This is a genomic window from Runella defluvii (assembly GCF_014195535.1).
In the GTDB taxonomy this organism is placed as follows: Bacteria; Bacteroidota; Bacteroidia; order Cytophagales; family Spirosomataceae; genus Runella; species Runella defluvii.
Genome location: NZ_JACIBY010000028.1, coordinates 23,592 through 46,484 on the forward strand (window position 1 = coordinate 23,592; position 22,893 = coordinate 46,484).

Below are 22,893 nucleotides of genomic sequence, written 5' to 3' on the forward strand. Positions count from 1 at the left end.
CACTGCTTTTACTTCCTCACTTTTTTCACCGTGTAAGGAATGCACAAGTCCACAGGACAGCAATTTGTCCCCGCTTCGATGATGACTGGACAACAGCCGTTGGCTGGACACGTCTGGTTCGTCGCCGTGAAGGTATAGACTCCCACTTCTGAGAACAACACCACATTCCCCGTTGCCACTGCCGCCGTACCTCCGTTTTTGAACCATTGGACGTTCGTCAAGTTGGCAGGAACACCTACTTCTAACTTCTGACCTGCACACAAGCCAAACGGTACTGTGAAGCATTGTTGGTCAATGTCATCTTCACCACCTTTGCCATTGCCGGGTGTGCTGTCCTTGTCCTTCTCGTTGGTCTTGCTGATTTCGGCCGTGTTCAAATGGATGCCCGCCTGCGTGGCTTTCACTTGGTAGCGTAACGTTACCGTGTCGCCATTTGCGGCGATGTTGCCTATCGTCCACTTAATCACATTCCCGCTAATAGTCGCACTACCACGGCTTGCCACAAAGCTGCCGCTCACAAACTGCACTGTCGTCGCGATGCTGTCGGTTACTTCTACGCCCGTCGCGTTTTTAGTCCACTCGTTCCACACTTTGATGGTATAGGTCAACACATCACCAACCCGTGCTATCTTCTTGTCAATCAACTTTTTCAACGCCAAGTCAATCGTATCAATACAAGTCTGCGCATTAATCGTCGCTGGGACGCGGCTTGTGCTCACTGCCGTTGGACAGGTCGGGTCGGTACTCCGTGCTTGCGCATAGAAAACCGTATTCGCAGATACCGTGCCGCTTGGTTTGAAACTCAAGCCTGTCGCTAATACTGTGCCGCCCGTTTGTTGACTAAACCACTCTACTGTCGCCAGTCCCACCACCGCCGCTTTCAACGTTGGGAACGTATCACCAATACAAGCCGTCAAACTTGGCGTCAACAACTGCGGCAAAGCTGGGTTACAGTTACAGTTCACGCCAACTATTGTCGTATCTGACTTACAAATCGCGCTCAGACTGTCGGTAATAATCACATTCTGGCCCGATGGAATACCTGAAACCGTGTATGGATTATTTCCACTCAACGTGCCTTTATTCACTTTCACAATACCCAATTTATTCGCCACCGTGAAGGTGAAGCTGTACGTTTGCGCGTCGTTGGAACATACAGGCGCCGCTGAACTAATCGACGATTTGATACAAGGAGCGGGGCAAGTCGGCACAATCACTTTCACCGTATCCTGACAACCATTCAAAGTATATACAAAGTCAAACGACTTGCCTTGAGCGGTGGCGTTAGTGATACTTACCAAACCAGCACTGTTCACCGTCGCACCCGTCGGGTTACCCGTCAAAGCTGACCACGTTCCTCCCGTTGGCGTCGCTGATAGTTGAACGCTTGATGGAACATTGCCATTTGAGCACACCAACGTCGTGTCTTTACCCGCATTTGGTTTTGGGTTAACCGTTACTACCACATTCGCCGTGTCTTTGCAACCAGCTGCGTTTTGAGCAATCAATACGTAAGTCGTTGTGCCCGTTGGCTTCACTGAAGTTGGCGTTGCTACTGCTGTGCCACCCGCCGTGCCTACCGTCCAAACTTGGCCTTGGTAACTGTTGTAGTTTGTAATTTTTGTAGTCAAATCCACTGACTCGCCTGCACAAATTGTCGCAGAACCGTCAGCAATCACTGGCATGGCAAGTACAATCACTTGCGCTGTATCCGTACACGTTTGCCCGCCTGAGGTAATTGAATAGATAAACTTATAAGTGCCCGCTGCATTTAAGCCACTGATGTTGCCACTCGCATCTATCGTCGCCGCGCTTGGGTTGGCGGGACTGCCGATTGGTGCCCACGTGCCGCCTGTCGTCACTGCCGTCAATTTAGCCGTACTTGTCGGTTGGCATACCGAGGCCGCATCAGCACCTGCATTCGGTTTTACACAACCTGCACATGGCGCTACTGTCACGGCAACCGTATCTTTGCAACCTGCCGTTGTTGTGTAAATGAACTGGTACGTGCCTGCTACACTCATGCCTGTTACGTTGTTACCAGAAATTGTGGCTGCTATAGGAGTTGTTCCTAATTGAGACCAACTGCCTCCCGCTGGACTTGGAACTAAGGTGTAGCTCGTCGCCAAGGTATTGTTTGCCGCATTCACGCAAGCCAACGTCGTGTCTTTGCCTGCATTTGGTTTTGGATTCACCGTTACTACCACATTCGCCGTGTCTTTACAGCCTGCTGCATTTTGAGCAACTAATACGTAGGTCGTTGTGCCCGTTGGCTTCACTGAACTTGGCGTTGCTACTGCTGTGCCGCCCGCTGTACCAACTGTCCACACTGGACTCAAATACGTATTGTAATTGGTAATCTTCGACGTTAAATCAACCGACTCACCCGCACAAATCGTCGCGCTGCCGTCGGCAATCACTGGCTTAGCCAACACTACTACTTGCGCGGTGTCCGTACACGTTTGACCACCACTTGTCACAGAATACACAAACTTATACGTACCCGCTGCGTTCAAACCACTGATGTTGCCATTGGCGTCTATCGTCGCTGCACTTGGGTTGGCGGGACTGCCAATTGGTGCCCATGTGCCTCCTGTCGTTACCGCCGTCAATTTCGCCGTACTCGTTGGTTGACATACTGAGGCCGCATCGGCACCTGCATTCGGCTTCACACAACCTGCGCAGGGAGCTACCGTTACTGCGACCGTATCTTTGCAACCTGCCGTTGTCGTGTAAATAAATTGGTACGTGCCTGCTACACTCATACCTGTCACGTTGTTACCCGTAATCGTCGCCGTTGTTGGAGTCGTTCCCAATTGTGACCAGCTGCCACCTGTTGGGCTTGGCACTAAAGTATAGCTCGTCGCTAAGGTATTTGTTGCGGCATTCACACAGGCTAAGGTCGTGTCTTTCCCCGCATTTGGTTTTGGATTTACCGTCACCACTACATTGGCCGTGTCTTTACAGCCTGCGGCGTTTTGGGCGACCAAAACGTAAGTTGTTGTGCCCGTTGGTTTCACTGAAGTTGGCGTTGCTACTGCCGTACCATTCGCTGTACCTACCGTCCACACTGGACTCAAATACGTATTGTAATTGGTAATCTTCGTTGTCAAATCCACTGACTCGCCTGCACAAATCGTGGCAGAACCGTCAGCAATCACTGGCTTGGCAAGTACAATCACTTGCGCTGTATCTGTACACGTTTGCCCACCTGAGGTGATGGAATACACAAACTTGTACGTACCTGCTGCGTTCAAACCACTGATGTTGCCATTGGCGTCTATCGTCGCGGCGCTTGGGTTAGCGGGGCTAACTATTGGTGCCCATGTGCCGCCTGTCGTCACTGCCGTCAACTTCGCCGTACTCGTCGGTTGACAAACATTTGCCGCATCAGCACCTGCATTCGGTTTCACACAACCTGCACATGGCGCGACTGTTATTGCGACCGTGTCTTTGCAGCCTGCCGTTGTTGTGTAAATGAACTGGTACATGCCTGCTAAACTCATACCTGTCACGTTGTTGCCAGATATTGTGGCTGTCGCTGGCGTTGTGCCCAATTGTGACCAACTGCCTCCCGCTGGACTTGGAACTAGGGTGTAGCTCGTCGCCAAGGTATTGTTTGCTGCATTCACACAAGCCAACGTAGTGTCTTTACCCGCATTTGGTTTTGGATTCACCGTTACTACTACATTCGCCGTGTCTTTACAGCCTGCTGCATTTTGAGCAACCAATACGTAGGTCGTTGTGCCAGTTGGCTTCACTGAAGTTGGCATTGCTACTGCTGTACCACCCGCCGTACCCACTGTCCACACTGGACTCAAATACGTATTGTAATTGGTAATCTTCGTTGTCAAATCAACCGACTCGCCTGCACAAATTGTGGCAAAACCGTCAGCAATTACGGGCTTGGCATTCACTACTAATTGTACATAAGCTGTATCGGCACACGTCAAATCACCTGTCGTGTTTACCACTACCGCGTAATATTTCGTACCAGCCGTCGTCAACGCTGCGCCACTCGGCGTAAAGGTCGAACTCGTGGCACCGCTCACGGCTGTGCCCAAACTGCTCGTCGTATCTGCCAATGGGCCATACCATTTGTATTGCACGCCCGTGCTTGGCGTTGCGGTGTAAGCTGATACCGTACCGCCTGCACATATCGTCTGTGTTTTCGGCATAGCTACTGCCACTGGTTTTGTGCAACAGCTTAATGGTTTAATGGTAAACGTAAAGTCCTTAAAACAACCATCTTCACCGTTATAAATTCTTACCAAATACGTCACATCCATTGGTGGATTGTTGATATTTCCAACGATTACTCCTCCTGTCAAGCTGCTAATCAAGGTTGCATTTGCATAAGTCGCCAAGGTTGAAGCATCCCCCGTCGTGTAAGTGACTTTATCTCCAATGGTACCTGTCCCCAACACAATACTGCCTTTTCCTCCCGCACATGTAGGTTGAGTGACGGTTACGGTATAATTTGGTTTAGTGCATTTATAGAACCCAAAATCAACGCTATAATTGGTTTTTCCATTGTCCAACGGCTCGGCATTACTCCCAAGCGTAATAGGTTTACTAATAATTCCGCAACCTACAACCGCAGTACCGTTGTCATCGTTTTCGACGTCATCGTCAGGGTCTGGCGCAGGGTCATTTCCTGTACTGCTTGCGAAGTCTTTCAACGGCCCATTAAAGTTACCATCGGGTACTTGAACGATGTAATTACCCGCTGGCAAATTGGTAAACGTATAAATACCTGGCAATCCGCCCACGGTAGCCGTAATGGTTGTTGTTACGTATTCATCGGGGTCAGGTTTGTTGTTATTGTTTCGGTCTTCAAACAAGATAACGGTTACGCCATTAATACCTGTTTCGGTTCCGTCCACTTTTCCATTGTTATTGGCATCATTCCAAACTAAGTTACCCAAATTGTACGGCCCCGTTGGAATGATAATTCCCGCGTCCCAAGTCAAGTCCACTTCTCCCGCCGTTAGTTCCGTTACTTCGGTTACACCTGTTGAAGTGGGGTCAGAATCCGTCTCATCGCTTGTGCCATTGACTGTTCCTGTATTGGTTGTAAATGTTTGCCCCGTTGCCAACTTAAATTTCACGAAGTACTTTCCAGGGTCAAGGTTTTCAAACAAATAATACCCAGGACGACCATAAATGTCATTGGAAGTGGTATCTCTGGCTACAGGTGCCCCGTCGGCCGCATCGGGTTGGGCGATTCCGTCACCGTTGTCTTTGTACAAACAAACGATTACACCGTTTACACCGTTAGTCGTTGATTCGTCTTGTACGTTGTTCAAATTTTGGTCAAACCAAACATAATTTCCTAAGGCTGCTTTGTCCAAATAGATACCTTGATCCCAACGTAAATCGACTTCCGCAGCATCAATAGTTGTAATGTCAACCACCGTCACGCGTTGACCATTGCAAAGCGTCGGTACGCCGTCCGAATCAAGGCTATCTCCTGGCGTTACGACATTGGGAGTGGTCGTGCTGTACCCTGCTGGCACGAAAAATACCGCAAAATAATTGCCTGGAGCCAAGTTAGGGAACAAATACAAACCACCATTTCCTGTTGCGGTATAGCTAATAAGTGGGTCATTTTTCGGGTCAGCGATTCCGTCGCCGTTATCTTGGTGCAATTCCACTCGTACCCCATCTACGCCTACCTCGCCCGTATCCTGACTACCGTTTTTGTTGGCATCAATCCACACACGGTTTCCATATACTCCTGGTACCAATGGCTTTAATTTAATCCCTACTTTGTTTGGTTCAGCAGGCAAGAACGGGTCATTGTTGTCGTTCCGTTTTGCTTTGAAAGCAAACGAGTTCCACGCAATTTCGCCGTTGGTAGGCGCATTTACTGGTGCGCGCATGTCCCACGTAAGCTCAACTTCGTCGCCAGGGTTTAAGATTTTTGTTCCAAAATCAAATTTTAATCCCTGAACCGTGGTTGGGTCGGCGGGCAAAACAGTCGTCCAGTTGGGCGGGTTACATCCTGAAGGTCCACTCGCAACGTAATCCGTCCGACACGGATTCTGAACGGTCGTATAATATACCGTTACCCCCGTTGGCGTAATCAACGGCGTAACCAAGTTTGGCCGCCATTGGGTCAAACGAGCGGTCAGGTCTTTTACCCCAATATCACCAATGTAAGGTAACATATCAAGCACTTCAATGCTCGACGCAGGCACGTTTCCATTGTTACGAACAATCAATTTATAATTGGCAATCCCGCCAGGCATGGTTTGTCCAAAATCTGGATGTTTGCTGTAAACCGTATCGCACTGGCCTTTTACCCACTTTACCGACTCCAACTGAGCTACCGAAGTAAGGCCAATATAACCCGTTCTAAAACAGATAGTGTCTGCTTTAGAACCGTCCCCATCTAAGTCAAATTTATCGACGGTTTCGTAACGATCCATGGTTTCATAGATGCTTTCTTGAAAACACTTCGCCTTACTACTTCCCGTAAAAAAGGCAGGGTTTTTAATCCCCACGGGTTGGCTATAGGCGTCTTTGGGTGCCCAAGCTGCTTCATTTGACGAAAGATTTCCACCCGTACCAAGGGTATTAATTTTTGTTTTTATGCTAAACCATACATCGCACCCCGAAGGCATGGGGATGTTCCAAGATAAGCGTACCAAAGTTCTACCCGTACCATTATAATTGGGAATAATTTCTGTGTTGTTGGCAGGAGGAAAATTACAACTCGTTGGGACGTACTGAATCGCACCATCGTAACTCAACCCTACTGGAAGTAAATCCATTACTACCGGGTTTTGGAGGGGTTGCCCTCCCGACATATTCACGGCTTGAATCATTGACCACACCGTTGTACCTATATTCTGAGGAGTACCGTAGAAAAGGGCGTACTGGCTTAATGGCTCACTTGTCAGCCATTTATGCACCAACAGCGAGCTGTAATTATCCAAAGGAGCCACAGGAATAGTTTGACAAGCTGACGCAGGGGTAATTGTTACTCCTGGTGTCGAACTTACGGCTGTCAAACAGTTGGTCACCGATGTGGCAGTACTACCTGGCGCCAGGGTTACTCTGATTCCCCCATATTGCACCAGTGCTCCAGCAGGTAAAGAACTAATCTCCGTTTTAAAATGCGTTATGTACTCACCCGAAGGAGGCACATAAGTGTAGTCCGTCATTAAGACTTGAAAATACGTGGTTTGGACGTTTGTTTTCACCCAATACGTAATGGTTTCAGTCCCTGCCATATTCACCTTAGAAACCTGATTAACCGCCGTACCTCTCAAATCTGCGGGCAAAATATCTTCAAGCACTACGTTATTTAATGGTACATTACCCGTATTGCTTGCCGAAAACTCGAACAATACAACATCGCCAGGTCGGATTTTTGTAGAAGAAGTACCTTTTGCTATTGCCAACTTGGCCTCTGGTGCCACCAGCTTATCCGTTACTGTAAGCGTAGGAGTACAACTTTCAGTAGTCTGGGTGGCGTAGGTAGCACCTCCTTGGTAGGTAATGGTACTGCCGTTGGTAGCCGTAATGGGCGAACCGCCATCGGGTGTGTAAGCCACTGTGACATTATTTGTAACGTTATCCCCCGCGCTAAAACTTCCACTTGGATACGTAACATCTATTTTAACAAGCACCCTTGGGGCGTATGCACTCCCAATTTGGAAGGTCGAAGCAGGAAAAGTACAAGTTACTTTTGGTGCTCCGGGTGTATTATCAACAACGCAAGTACCCGAAGGAACCGAAGGCGTTGGCCAACCGTCAAGCGCCGTGGCTGTGACGCCATTGATAACAGCATTGGCTGGCAGGTTATCAACCATCACCACTGAACTGACACTGGTTGTCCCAATTCCAGTTGAGCCATAATTACCTGGAAATTGGAGGTAAATATCGTAAAAAGTAGAATTATCAATTGCCAAGCCTCGTCCATTGGCTTTCGCTGGGCAAAACTTATTGCTCGAATGCAAAGTTGTGTTGACGGTTGCGGTAGCGGGGGTTCCCGAGCCCGAAACAATACTCGCCGTCATCGTACCCGTCGTACCATCTACCTTTCCAAAATCACCTTGACCCAACAATTCGATGATACCTGTATTCCCAGCTTTCAGCGGATTTTTAAAGGTAAAGGTTGCCGTTCGTCGATCTGCCGAAAAAGTGTAGCTGTCGATATCCGTTGTTAAGCCTACTACTTGGTTGGGAAATGAAATCGACGAAGGAATGGTCGCCGTCATAGTTACGTTGGGGCAATCGCCTGTACCCGCCGCGCAACTATATTTGAGCGTGTAGGTAAACGTTTCTCCTGTCAGGATGTCCGATTTGTTGGAGGAGGCTTCAATTGAGAGGGTTTGTGCGAACGTTTGGCTGCTCAAGAACACAACACAAACAAGCATAAAAACCCAAATTTTCTCAATCCTTTGAATGAACAAAGAGGGATATTTTCTTTTCATTTGTAGGAATATTTTTTAAGATACTTACTTGCAGGTACATTACATTCATTTTTTTGCACCTATTTTGTAAAACATTGCATCCTACAACTTCAAATTTCATACCATTGGGTATTTTAAAAATTACAACCTACCACAGAAAGTATATTCGGTCAAAAAATAGATACCATCGTAACAGTTTTTTATCAATTTTTCCCAAAAATCGACCACACAACAATTGAACCAAATGCGAATAGGAATAAGAAAACTTTAGAATCAACAAATCCAACAATAAAATTTGGTATATATCCTACTATCCCATTAAACAGCACTAATTGATTTTTAAGTAAAGAACCACCTACCTTTCACCCACAACAGAAAAAGGCCGCCCCGAAAGGCAGCCTTTTTCTGTAACAATCTACTTCAGTGTTTACTTCTTCACTTTCTTCACCGTGTAAGGAATACACACCTCCACAGGACAACAATTTGCACCCGCTTCGATAATGACTGGACAACAGCCATTGGCTGGGCACGTCTGGTTCGTCGCCGTGAAGGTATAGACTCCCACTTCTGAGAACAACACCACATTCCCCGTTGCCACTGCCGTCGTACCTCCGTTTTTGAACCACTGTACGTTCGTCAAGTTGGCAGGAACACCTACTTCTAATTTCTGACCCTCGCACAACTCAAACGGTACTGTGAAGCATTGTTGGTCGATGTCATCTTCGCCGCCTTTGCCATTGCCTGGCGTGCTGTCTTTGTCTTTCTCGTTGGTCTTGCTGATTTCCGCCGTGTTCAAGTGAATACCCGCCTGCGTCGCCTTCACTTGGTAACGCAACGTCACCGTATCGCCATTTGCGGCGATGTTGCCTATCGTCCACTTAATCACGTTGCCACTGATACTCGCACTACCACGGCTCGCCACAAAACTGCCGCTCACAAACTGTACCGTCGTCGCGATGCTGTCGGTTACTTCTACACCCGTCGCGTTCTTGGTCCATTCGTTCCACACTTTTATCGTGTACGTCAACACATCACCAACGCGTGCGATTTTTGTATTAATCGACTTCTTCAACGCCAAATCAATTGTATCAATACAACTTTGGGCATTGATCGTCGCTGGGACGCGGCTTGTACTCACCGCCGTTGGGCACGTTGGGTCGGTACTGCGTGCTTGCGCATAGAAAACCGTGTTCGCCGTCACTGTGCCACTTGGTTTGTAATTTAAGCCTGTTGATAATACCGTTCCGCCCGTTTGCTGGCTAAACCATTCTACCGTTGCTAGTCCCACCACCGTCGCTTTCAAGGTTGGGAACGTATCACCGATACACACTGTAAAACTTGATGTTATTAATTTTGGCAACGCTGGATTACAGTTACAATTCACGCCCGCGATAATCGTGTCTGACTTACAAATCGCGCTCAGACTATCAGTAATAATTACATTCTGACCCGATGGAATGCCCGATACTGTGTATGGATTATTTCCGCTCAACGTGCCTTTATTCACCTTAATCGTCCCTAACTTGTTGGCCACCGTGAAGGTGAAACTGTAGGTTTGGGCATCGTTTGAACATACAGGCGCCGCTGAACTAATCGACGATTTGATACAAGGCTGTTGACAAACTGGAACAATCACTTTCACCGTATCCTGACAACCATTTACCGAGTAAACAAAATCAAACGACTTGCCTTGAGCGGTGGCGTTGGTGATACTTACCAAACCTGAACTGTTCACCGTCGCGCCCGTTGGATTGCCCGTCAAAGCCGACCACGTCCCTCCCGTTGGCGTCGCTGATAGTTGGACGCTTGATGGAACATTGCCATTTGAACAAACCAACATCGTGTCTTTACCTGCGCTTGGTTTGGCATTCACTGTCACAACAACATTCGCCGTGTCTTTACAGCCAGCTGCGTTTTGAGCTACCAAAACGTAAGTCGTTGTGCCCGTTGGCTTCACTGAAGTTGGCGTTGCTACTGCCGTGCCATTTGCTGTGCCTACCGTCCAAACTGGACTCAAGTACGTATTGTAATTGGTAATCTTCGTTGTCAAATCAACTGACTCACCTGCACAAATCGTCGCGCTGCCGTCGGCAATCACTGGCTTGGCAAGTACAATCACTTGCGCCGTGTCCGTACACGTTTGCCCGCCTGAGGTAATTGAATAGACAAACTTATAAGTACCCGCTGCGTTCAATCCACTGATGTTACCACTCGCATCTATCGTCGCTGCGCTTGGGTTCGCTGGGCTGCCGATTGGTGCCCATGTGCCCCCCGCCGTCACTGCCGTCAGTTTCGCCGTACTCGTTGGTTGGCATACCGAAGCCGCATCGGCACCTGCATTTGGTTTCACACAACCTGCGCAGGGCGCGACTGTCACGGCAACCGTATCTTTGCAACCTGCCGTTGTCGTATAAATAAACTGATACGTGCCTGCTATAGTCATGCCTGTCACGTTGTTACCAGAAATCGTCGCCGTCGTTGGCGTTGTGCCTAGTTGTGACCAACTGCCGCCTGTTGGACTTGGTACTAAAGTGTAGCTCGTCGCTAAGGTATTTGTCGCAGCATTCACACAGGCTAAGGTTGTGTCTTTACCCGCACTTGGCTTTGGATTAACCGTCACAACAACATTCGCCGTGTCTTTACAACCAGCCGCGTTTTGAGCAACCAAAACATAGGTCGTTGTGCCCGTTGGCTTTACCGAACTTGGCGTCGTTACTGCTGTGCCACCCGCTGTACCTATCGTCCACACTGGACTCAAATATGTATTGTAGTTTGTAATCTTCGACGTCAAATCAACCGACTCGCCTGCACAAATTGTAGCACTGCCATCGGCAATCACTGGCTTGGCAAGTACAATCAGTTGTGCTGTATCTGTACATGTTTGACCACCTGAGGTGATCGAATACACAAACTTATAAGTGCCTGCTGCATTCAAACCACTGATGTTACCACTGGCGTCTATCGTCGCGGCGCTTGGGTTGGCGGGACTGCCAATTGGTGCCCATGTGCCCCCCGCCGTCACCGCTGTCAGTTTCGCCGTACTCGTAGGTTGACAAACATTTGCCGCATCAGCACCTGCATTCGGTTTTACACAACCTGCGCATGGTGCTACCGTTACCGCGACCGTGTCCTTGCAGCCTGCCGTTGTCGTGTAGATAAACTGGTACGTGCCTGCTACACTCATACCTGTCACGTTGTTACCCGTAATCGTCGCCGTCGTTGGGGTCGTGCCCAATTGCGTCCATGTGCCTCCCGATGGACTTGGCACTAGGGTGTAGCTCGTCGCCAAGGTATTGTTTGCTGCATTCACGCAAGCCAACGTCGTGTCTTTACCCGCATTTGGTTTAGCATTCACCGTCACAACAACATTCGCCGTGTCTTTACAGCCTGCTGCGTTTTGAGCAACCAAAACATAGATCGTTGTGCCCGTTGGTTTTACAGAACTTGGCGTTGCTACTACTGTGCCACCTGCCGTGCCTACCGTCCAGACTTGGCCTTGGTAACTGTTGTAGTTTGTAACCTTCGTTGTCAAATCTACTGACTCACCTGCACAAATCGTTGCAGAACCATCGGCAATTACAGGCTTGGCATTCACCACTAAACGTACATAAGCCGTATCAGCACACGTCACATCGCCCGTCGTATTCACCACTACCGCATAATATTTCGTTCCAGCAGTGGTTAAAGCTGCGCCACTCGGCGTAAACGTCGCGCTCGTCGCGCCGCTCACGGCTGTGCCCAAACTGCTCGTTGTGTCTGCCATTGGCCCATACCATTTGTATTCCACGCCTGTAGTTAGCGTAGCCGTAAAAGCTGACGCTATGCCGCCTACACAAATCGTCTGTGTTCTAGGTGTGGCCGACGCCACTGGTTTGGTGCACAATGTCACACACTCAAACGTGTAGGTTACTTTTACCCCTGCATACGCCCGGGTTCTCTGAATACTCTGTATATTCCCGCCACCGCCCAGCACGGTAACGCCCGTCAGGGTATTGGCGGCTAAAGGTACATTACCTGACCCGATAAAGGGTGCCATTGATGTTGCCGTATTATAGGTAAAGCTGCCTAGCGTTGAGTCCGACAATACTCCCGAATAATACATGTCATCATCGTCGGTCGCATCGCCCGTTGCGTTGGTTACCCAGCGCGAATCAGTACGTGGGTCTTTGAAAAAACTTAAATAATCAGATACCCAAGAACCCATCTTCACCAAGGTTGATTTGCCCGCCTGAGAAAGGGTAGAATCGCCCGGCCAGGTACCCTGTGCAGGTACCAATACTCCTACCGGCAATGTCGTAGTGGGAACATCTTTCTGAATCGTCGAATTGACAATTTGGCTCCCGTTCAGATTCAATCGGGCGCGTACCGATGTCGTCGAAGTGAATTCCTTCGATGTCACGGCGGTGTTTTCGTAAATTGAGGCCGTCTTTGCTCCCATGATATAATCCAGTTTTACCGATGTAAGCACGCGAGTGCCTCCCTGCTCATCAAAGCGGGGAATGATCAAGGGTAGATTGGATAATTCTGTTACTTCGGTTTGACTTCGGTATTCATAACTCACAGTGGTAGGAGTAGCTTCCACGCAGGCTACCGCACAGGTGCCAGGATCCGTAATGGTGATCGTTTTTGAGCAGCCTGTTACGTTATCCGTTACCGTCAGCGTGATATTCCCTTTTCCAGCACTGCCCGAGGCCGTTCGCAGTGGCGTGTCCAGGCCGCAATTCACTCCAGTGGCAGGATTGCCGTTACTCAACGTGATTGCCAGCGGACTGCCCGCCTGCGTCGCCGTTACCGTAAAGGTATGAATATCAGATGGATTATCTATTGCTTTCAGCGTAAAGACCATGTAATCATCGCTGCCGTTTTCGGGCGTACCATTGGCGTGGCATTGAGCCGTGACCGAAGGAATAATCAGTTCTTCTGCCTTCAGCATCACAAAAACCGTATCAGAACAGAGCGGTTCTCCCAGTATCTTGACCACAACGGCGTAGTATTTTGTCCCTGCGGTAGTGAGAGCTGCTCCCGTGGGGGTATAGCTAGCGCCAGTCGCACCGCTGATGGCAGTTCCCAAACTGCCCGAAGTACTTGTCAAAGGGCCATACCACTTGTATTCTACTCCCGTACTTGGCGTAGCCGTGAAAGCTGACGCTGTACCGCCGACGCAGATTGTCTGTGTTCTAGGTGTGGCCGACGCCACTGGTTTGGTGCAACATTCTAGTGTCAAATCTTTCAGCAACACGTCCCAGCCTGTGCGCGTGCTCACCGTATTGGGGGACATATCTATAAACATGGCCACGGCTCCAATATTGGACAAGTCCACACCGCTGCCTACAAAAGGCACAAAGTCACTGAATTTAAACTCTATGGCATTGAACGTCGAAGAAGTAAACTTAAAATTCTTGGTAATACGCGATGCCGCCCCCGCATTGGTATATAATTCCAACCGTATCTGCAACGAGTCGTTGGTATTTGGAGGGAAATCAGCATTTAATTGTGCTTTCAAACGATTGATGCCGAGTGCCGCAAAGTTTAATCCACCCAGGCCCGTCGGGTTTAGGTTGACAGCGTCGCCATCGAGGCCATCCCACTGGACTGTCAAAATGCTTGATGAGGCCGCCTGATTTGTTATCTCAATTACGTTGCCGCCTGCAAAGTAAGGCCCCACCTCAAAGAGCGTTGTGGTGCTACTCGTTGGGATATTGGACACAAAATTCATATCACGCTCACCGCCCAGCAATATACTCGAGGATTGCACGCTCGACACACGACCGTTGGTTAAAGAGTTTTGTACAGCCGTCAATGAGTCGATTAGCATACCGCACGTAATGGGACTTGACAATGGAATAAACCCAGCATCGAAGCTATGGTTTGATGCCCCTTCACTACCTGTCGTCAGGTTGATACCTATTGAACCACCTTGTAAGGCAACGTCCGAATCGTTTTGGTCGTTGCCATTGTTGGTAGTAACATCTTTGGGTGAAATTGAAAATTGGCCTAATCCTGAAAGCGTTACCAATCCAGCCGTACTTTGACCTTCAGCAAATACCAATTTATAAGCCGTATTGGTAAGCAAAGCCGTATCAGCCCCTGTTCCGCTCCATGTTCCTACAGCAAGTGCTGATTTGGAGGAGAAATAATATTCACCTTGTGCATTGGTCTTCGTTGCGGCTATCAGTACATTGCCTTTATATAGTGAAACGTTCATATTTGGAAGTGAGCCTTCGCATGGGTCTTGAATCCCATCTTTGTCAAGATCAATCCATACTCGATTACCGATTTCAATCGGTGCCAATCCACAGAGATACTCTACATCACCCAACCCAGCCGATTTGCCGAATGATTCGGGGCCTGCATAGACGTAGTAACCCTGATTTCGCGATGAAGCACCCGTTGAGTTACTGAACCAGTTTATTCCCCCGCTATCGTAACGAGTCTCGAAAGGATCCATGGCCGTCAGGGCAATTTCGCCACTACCTTTGCGAAATGCCAAGCCCCCCATCGACGTTTCAGCATGGGGCTCGAACAAGAAATCGTGAAAGTAAAATTCACCACCACCTGGACCTTGTCCTTTATTGGCCCCTCCTGACGTGTTTGGCCCAGCAGTCCCATTGTTTTCTAGTACATACGTGCCATTGTTATTATATATACGCAAAATATCACCACCCACAAAGGAAGACCACGTATCATTGATGTTTGTTGGACTAGCATTTCGCCAGCCAATTTGGTGCGCCGTTCGATCCATAAAAGCCAAAATCATAGAACCATCCACGTCAAACTCAATATCTGAAAAGATGGGCGTCGGATAAACAAACCCACGTTCTGCCCCTTGAATGTCGCAAGCAGCAGGGGGAGTATCTGTCCAAGGATACCAGCCAGTGTTGTTGATACAACTACCCCAAAAAGCATATCCTTTTGGGTAATCCATCGTCATGCTGAATATTTCCGTCCAGGTGGTACCATCTAAGCGATACACTTTTGAGTTCATATTTGATGGTGTTGTCCCATCACAAACACCCCCCATGAATAGTTTTCCCTCGTGGTATTTGAGGGCAAAAATTCTGAATGTACCTGCACAACCAGCGACTGTAGGCGGCGGATACGTACCTGCCAAGGTCTTTGTGGCTACATTGATTGCATAGACGGTTCGGTTAGTCAAATTCACAAAAAACAGGGTATCCGCATTTTTATTAAATTCAATGTTGCCAATACTCGTCTTACCCACAGCGCTATAACCCGCAGCATCAAGTGATTTAGTTAACTTATCACCCATCAAACCACGGCTTATATTGCGGTCTGCGATGGTTGTACCAGTTCCTACATTATCAACAGGAATTCCCAGTGTTTTGACATCCAGCCAATTGCTTACAACGGGGGCACCTGATGAATACTCTACCTGATAAATACCGCCTTCACCCAATGGACCAAATCCTACATGCCGCTTGGCAAAGGCACTGACCAACATCTTTTTATTTTTTCTATCCCAGGCAATACCAAAAGAAGAGCCTACTTGGCTGGCCGTCGCTACTTTGGTGGCAGGGTCGGTTCCAGTAGCTGTACCATTGCCGATACTGTTGTTGTCAAAAGTAACCACAGCTCCATCAGGGCCTGCCGTACCACTTACGAGTGGATCTCCATTGGCAAAACAAGTAGTAGCCAAAAGCGGGTTGACTTCGCAATAATCTTCTGGCCTAGCAATTCCTAGACTAGCACATTGTCCTGCTTGTACAAATTGTACAGTGGTTCGGCCCCCTGCACCTGCTTTTGTTAAGTTATAAGAAGAACTGACAATGGCAGGCAAGGTAAACTCAATTCGGTATTTTTGCCCAGCCACCATTCCCGTAAATTTGTAATTACCACTACCATCGGTGGTAACTGTGCCTACCAAAATACCATTACAGTCATACGCTTTGACCGTAACGCCCTGTACACCAACAAGTGTTTCATCCTTGGCTCCGTTGTAGTTGTAATCTTTCCAAACACTACCTGCAATCTCCGTTGCAGCAAGCGTAGGACAATTACTGATGGTTTGAGCCTCACTCCAAGCTATACTAATTAGGCAAAGCGCTACTGCCAAAAAAGCAATACGCAACTTTTCGGTAAAGGTATCACCTCGGTGCAGTGAAGCATCGTGTAGCAGGTTATTCCTGTTTGAACGTAATAATTTTTTCATTGCGAAGTAGGTAAGTAAATGTTTGAATGAGTGGCGAACTAAGTGGTATATTTTGTTATGTAATTAATGACAAAACATACCAACGCATCGTCTGACACAACTCTCATTCCGTCAATTTTCATACTAATCTACCCCATTGATCATTTACAGGGTGGTGAAATGCACAACAGGGTGATAGACAACACGTCGTTCCAAACCCGACCGTTGAAACAAAAGAAGAAGCCCCTTTTAGCAACAAACTTGCCAAAGGAATTGAGAAAATAGAAGAATTTATCCTTTTGAAGTAGTAGCCAACCTGGCAGGAAATTGCAAGTTGAAAGTTGTGCCCACGCTAGGGGTGCTAACGACACTGATACTGCCTCGGTTTCTTTTTACGAACCTAGCTACCATAATCAGCCCTAAACCCATTCCCTGCGTTCCCACAAATGCCTTTTGAGGATTAGAAAATACCTTACGAATTACCGCCAATTTATCGGCATCAATTCCTTTACCGTTGTCGCTTATGACCAGCTCAACATATTTTGTGTCTATCTGATGGGCATGAAGTTCAATTTTACCTTCGGGCATCATCGCTTTGTATGAATTGTCCAATAGGTTCCGAACAATTAATTCGATGGCGTTAGGGTCGGCATAAACCTTCGTTCCTTCTTGGCACGTTACCTCAAAGAGAACACTTTTATTAACCCCCACTTTTTGGTATAGCTCCACGACATTCATCAGCAATTCTGATAGCAGTACTTCGGTAGGATTATACGGCAGCAGTTGATTCTGAGATATTACCCAACTTAACAAATTTTCTAATATTCGTTGAATAGCCAATCCTGACTCATCCAATGAATGTGCTAATCGTTCAATCGACTTATAATCTTTCTTTTTAAGGCAATAACCAATCGCTTCCGTCATACCGTGAAAAGCGTGCATGGGCCTTCTTAAATCATGGGCAATCATCCCAAACAGCTGCTCGCGTGAACTGGTGTAGATTTTAAGTTCTTTATTTACTTTATAAAAATTATACCCCAAAATTCCTACGCCTATTATAACTAACCCTGCGACCAATAGGAGAATAAAACTACGTCGTTCGGTTTCCTTCAATGTGGTTATTTCTTTTTGCCTCGCATCAAACTCATACTTAGCTTGTAGCTCCAGCATTTTTATGTCGTTGCTTTGTTGATTACTCAGGCGCTCATATTTCAATACGCTGTCGTCAATACTTATCACCTCTTCAAACCTATTTTTACGAATCATAAAAGTCCGTAAATTTCCATATAAAGCACTCTTCGATACATAATGAAGGGGCTCGTATTTATCCACAATACTTAGTCCTTTTCGGCAGTATTCTATCCCTTCGTCTATTTTATTGAGTTCCATACAATCGTTTGACAAATTATAGTATATCACTCCTCTTTCGTGGGTCTGATTAGGGGCCAGAATACGCTCCGCTTTTTTATTAAGTTGGTAGGAGTCCAGGATTCGATTTTGAAAATAGTACCCTATTGCCAAAAAAATGTACACTCGAAAATACCCATACGACAATTCTGGCTGTTTTTTAATGAAATCAATCGCTTGGTTTGACATTTTTTCGAGCTTTTCTGCTGACTTTGCCCCGTTTTCGCCATATTCTACCAGTAGTTTGACGGCTTGGTAGTATAAATAGTTATGGGTAGTTGGCTGTCTTTTATAATGCAGCTCGATATACTCAGTGTATTTTTTTTTAAAAATCTTGGCTTGGGTTTTATTTTCGCCAAAGGGTGTATATTGCAAAGTCAGGGCCAAACCATAGCAATGAAGTAGCCCTCCACTATCCTTCAATTTTTCAAAAATAGTAATGGCATTTTCTAATTCACTAAATGCTTTTTGATATTGTTTATGGCGATTAAAATAGAAGGCTCTAATGTAAAAATAGGCCCCACGACCTACTTCATCATCAAATTGATTTGACAATTTATTGATTTCTTCCGTGTGCGAAAGTAGTTTATTGATATTTGACCAAGTGTAACTTTGTTCAAGTATAATTAAGTTTTTGAGACGTTCTGTAGAAGATTCTTTATGATTCTCTAGCCACTTATTTAGACTATCTACTTTAACAATAGGATGTACGTCAGAAAACGTAAAAGCTTGTATCTCTTCAACGCTAGAACAGAGAATAATACATATCAAAAACAGTAGTTTTTTCATAGACATCTCAAGATGTTACAATGTAAAGAACAAATATCAACTATTGCTCAAACATTTCAATAACATCCTGCCGAAAAGAACGACCAACGGGTATTGACTTCCCTTGAACAATAATTTGCTGTGCTGACAAATCGAGGCGTTTTACATAGTTTTTATTGACGACAAATGCCCTATGTACCTGCACAAATCTTTTATCCAAATCGAATAAGATAGCCCGTAATGTTCGCTTAAAAATATAATTACGCTCTGCCGTATATATGTGTACATAATTTCCGTCGGCTTCAATGTAAAGTAAGCTATCGAAAGCTAAAAATATTTTTTGCCGAAATCTCCCAGGCAAACTTATCCCTTTAGGGGCATCATCAGGCGCGTTTTCTGGCACCATGGCATGAACCATGCCCAATAATGTAAAAGGATGAAATGGTTTTACTAAGAAAGAAGTATTTGGCAACGATAACGCATTTTTAAGAAATTCATCCTGTGGATAACCCGTTAAGAATATAACAGGATACTCTCGTTTCAAGCCTTTGAACAAATCATAACTCAATCCATCAGGCAACATTACATCAGCTAAAACCAGATCTGGTTGGATTTCACTCAAAAAATCTTGCGCTTCTTTGAGTGACCCTGTACTGGTTACCTCCAATATATTTGCTTCTTCTAACATCAGCAAAATCTTTATTTGCCAAAAGGGATCATCTTCAATAAGTAGGATAGTCATTCAGGGATTGCATTTTGTTCAAATATATACTTTTGGTATGAAAATTTTAGAAGTACCCCTTTAGTACGGGGTGATAAAATGCAATTGAGGGTGACAAACTTTATTTCTCTTTTATTCATATACATATGGTGTATTTCATCACCAAGTGTCTATTGATTATATCTTTTTTGCACTAACGTTGCTTGTTATTTGAATAAAAAACCATTAAAAATCATGAATAGCAACCTTATCTCATCCCCAAGTGATGTTTCTAAAAAGCAAACCTTAACTGTACGTCTTCAAATTGAGCAAAAAGATACAGCGATGCTTCTTTCCTTTTTGCTTTCAGAACAGATTTCATTTGAATTTGCGTACCAACCACATACTTCGCTGATACCTGTTATTTCTATTCCCAAAACACCACCCGCTTCTTTAACCAACACAAACGAAATAAGCTCTACCCCCGTTTTTGCTAAGATGAGCAGTCTTGAAAAGATAAAATGGGCTTACGAGTTTTATATCCTACAGAAGCACTTAGGGGCTATCCCTTCTGAAATAGAAATATCCGAAAAGCTAAAGATGGCTCCAAGTCTTTTTCGTATTCATTTTAAACGAAACTACGGCAAAGGATTTTACCAGCTTTACCTCGAAAAACGCATGGAATATGCCAGCGAGCTGCTACGTAGAGGTCTAAAATGCAATGAAGTAGCCAAAATGGTAGGTTACAGCAACAATTCAGCCATCAAATTCAATAAGATGTTTCAAAAGCATTTTGGCATGACTCCTAAAAAATATCAGCTTGAACACATCAATTAATTTCCTTTAAATATTTCTATACACACCATTTTTAGTTTTTAGAAAAAATCCCCCAGCAGGCAACCTACTGAGGGACTCATTAAGAAAGAGAATAGTCTTCTCTTTTACTTCTTCACTTTCTTCACCGTGTAAGGAATACACACCTCCACAGGGCAACAATTTGTCCCCGCTTCGATGATGACTGGACAACAGCCGTTGGCTGGACACGTCTGATTCGTCGCCGTGAAGGTGTAGGTTCCTACTTCTGAGAACAACACCACATTCCCCGTTGCCACTGCCGCCGTACCACCGTTTTTGAACCATTGTACGTTCGTCAAGTTGGCAGGAACACCTACTTCTAATTTCTGACCCGCGCACAACTCAAACGGTACTGTGAAGCATTCTTGGTCAATGTCATCTTCACCACCTTTGCCATTGCCTGGTGTGCTGTCTTTATCTTTCTCGTTGGTCTTGCTGATTTCGGCCGTGTTCAAATGGATACCCGCCTGCGTCGCTTTCACTTGGTAACGCAACGTCACCGTGTCGCCTCCCGCCTCAATGTTACCAATGTTCCACTTAATCACGTTGCCACTTATACTCGCAGTACCACGACTTACCACAAAACTGCCACTCACAAACTGTACCGTCGTCGCGATGCTGTCGGTTACTTCTACGCCCGTCGCGTTCTTGGTCCATTCGTTCCATACTTTGATGGTGTACGTCAGCACATCACCCACCCGCGCTACTTTTGTATTAATCGACTTCTTCAATGCCAAGTCAATTGTATCGATACAGCTTTGCGCATTAATCGTCGCTGGGACGCGGCTCGTACTCACCGCCGTTGGACAGGTCGGGTCAGTACTGCGCGCTTGGGCGTAGAAAACCGTATTCGCCGTTACTGTGCCGCTTGGTTTGTAATTTAAACCTGTGAACAACACCGCACCACCCGTTTGTTGGCTAAACCATTCTACCGTTGCCAAACCTACCACCGTCGCTTTCAACGTTGGGAACGTATCGCCGATACAAGCCGTCAAACTTGGAGCTAACAATACTGGTACTGGTGGATTACAGTTACAGTTAGGCCCAACGATCGTCGTATCTGACTTACAAATAGCACTCAAGCTGTCCGTAATGATCACACTCGCGCCCGACGGGATACCTGTCACCGTGTAAGGATTATTTCCCGTTAACGTGCCTTTATTCACTTTCACAATGCCCAATTTGTTGGTTACACTAAACGTAATACTATACGTTTGTACATCCGCCGAACATACTGGAGCGCCCGTCAAAGTTACGCTTGATTCTACACATGGGGCTGCGCAAGTAGGTACAATCACTTTCACCGTATCTTGACAACCATTCACCAAATACACAAAATCAAATGACTTGCCTTGGGCAGTGGCGTTGGTGATACTTACCAATCCTGAACTGTTCACCGTCGCGCCCGTTGGGTTACCCGTCAACGCGGACCACGTTCCTCCCGTTGGCGCCGCTGATAGTTGTACACTTGATGGAACATTGCCATTTGAACATACCAACGTCGTGTCTTTGCCTGCGCTTGGTTTGGCATTCACTGTCACCACCACATTCGCCGTGTCTTTACAACCTGCCGCGTTTTGGGCGACCAAAACATAGGTCGTTGTGCCCGTTGGTTTTACTGAACTTGGCGTTGCTACTCCCGTACCATTCGCTGTACCTACCATCCACAATGGACTCAAATACGTATTGTAATTGGTAATCTTCGTTATCAAATCCACTGACTCGCCTGCACAAATCGTCGCACTGCCATCGGCAATCACTGGCTTGGCAAGTACAATCACTTGCGCTGTATCTGTACATGTTTGACCACCCGAGGTAATTGAATAGACAAACTTATAAGTACCCGCTGCATTCAATCCGCTGATATTACCACTCGCGTCTATCGTCGCCGCGCTTGGGTTGGCGGGGCTAACTATTGGTGCCCACGTGCCTCCTGTCGTTACCGCCGTCAACTTCGCCGTACTCGTCGGTTGGCACACATTTGCCGCATCAGCACCTGCATTTGGTTTTACACAACCTGCACATGGCGCGACTGTCACGGCAACCGTATCTTTGCAGCCTGCCGTTGTCGTGTAAATAAACTGGTACGTGCCTGCTACACTCATGCCTGTCACGTTGTTACCCGTAATCGTCGCCGTCGTTGGGGTCGTGCCCAATTGTGACCATGTGCCACCTGCAGGACTTGGAACTAAGGTATAACTTGTCGCCAAGGTATTGTTTGCTGCATTCACGCAAGCCAACGTCGTGTCTTTGCCTGCATTGGGCTTGGGATTCACCGTTACCACCACATTCGCCGTGTCTTTACAACCAGCGGCGTTTTGTGCTACCAATACGTAAGTCGTTGTGCCCGTTGGCTTCACTGAAGTTGGCGTTGCTACTGCTGTGCCACCCGCCGTGCCTACCGTCCACACTGGACTCAAATACGTATTGTAATTGGTAATCTTCGACGTTAAATCCACTGACTCACCTGCACAGATAGTCGCAGAACCGTCGGCAATCACTGGCTTGGCAAGTACAATCACTTGCGCCGTGTCCGTACACGTTTGGCCACCACTTGTCACCGAATAGACAAACTTATACGTACCTGC

Annotated in this window: 6 protein-coding genes; 1 reads left to right on the forward strand and 5 read right to left on the reverse strand. The window is 46.7% G+C overall.

Going from position 1 to position 22,893, the window contains the following annotated elements; translation table 11 throughout:
* Positions 1 to 8: 8 nt before the first annotated feature.
* The 4 genes from FHS57_RS30370 to FHS57_RS30385 form a co-directional block, all read right to left on the reverse strand.
* Positions 9 to 8,390 (reverse strand): SdrD B-like domain-containing protein, encoded by an 8,382-nt coding sequence (locus FHS57_RS30370; RefSeq protein WP_221225774.1) that lies wholly within the window; start codon positions 8,388 to 8,390, stop codon positions 9 to 11.
* 463 nt (positions 8,391 to 8,853) lie between these two features.
* Positions 8,854 to 16,596, reverse strand: a complete 7,743-nt coding sequence (locus tag FHS57_RS30375; protein WP_183980371.1) for an SdrD B-like domain-containing protein — start codon at positions 16,594 to 16,596, stop codon at positions 8,854 to 8,856.
* Positions 16,597 to 16,866: 270 nt separating this feature from the next.
* Entirely contained in the window at positions 16,867 to 18,771 is a 1,905-nt protein-coding gene (locus FHS57_RS30380; RefSeq protein WP_183980372.1) for a sensor histidine kinase, read from the reverse strand.
* A gap of 40 nt (positions 18,772 to 18,811) precedes the next feature.
* Positions 18,812 to 19,492, reverse strand: coding sequence for a LytR/AlgR family response regulator transcription factor (locus FHS57_RS30385; protein WP_183980373.1), 681 nt, complete (start codon positions 19,490 to 19,492; stop codon positions 18,812 to 18,814).
* A 213-nt stretch (positions 19,493 to 19,705) separates the two neighbouring features.
* Here FHS57_RS30385 and FHS57_RS30390 point away from each other — a divergent pair, with 213 nt between their 5' ends.
* A complete protein-coding gene (locus tag FHS57_RS30390; protein WP_183980374.1) occupies positions 19,706 to 20,287 on the forward strand; it encodes a helix-turn-helix transcriptional regulator in 582 nt (193 codons plus the stop codon).
* Positions 20,288 to 20,391: 104 nt separating this feature from the next.
* On the opposite strand, the gene FHS57_RS30395 is transcribed toward FHS57_RS30390, so the two are convergent.
* A partial coding sequence (locus FHS57_RS30395; RefSeq protein ID WP_183980375.1) for an Ig-like domain-containing protein occupies positions 20,392 to 22,893 on the reverse strand: 2,502 nt, incomplete at its 5' end.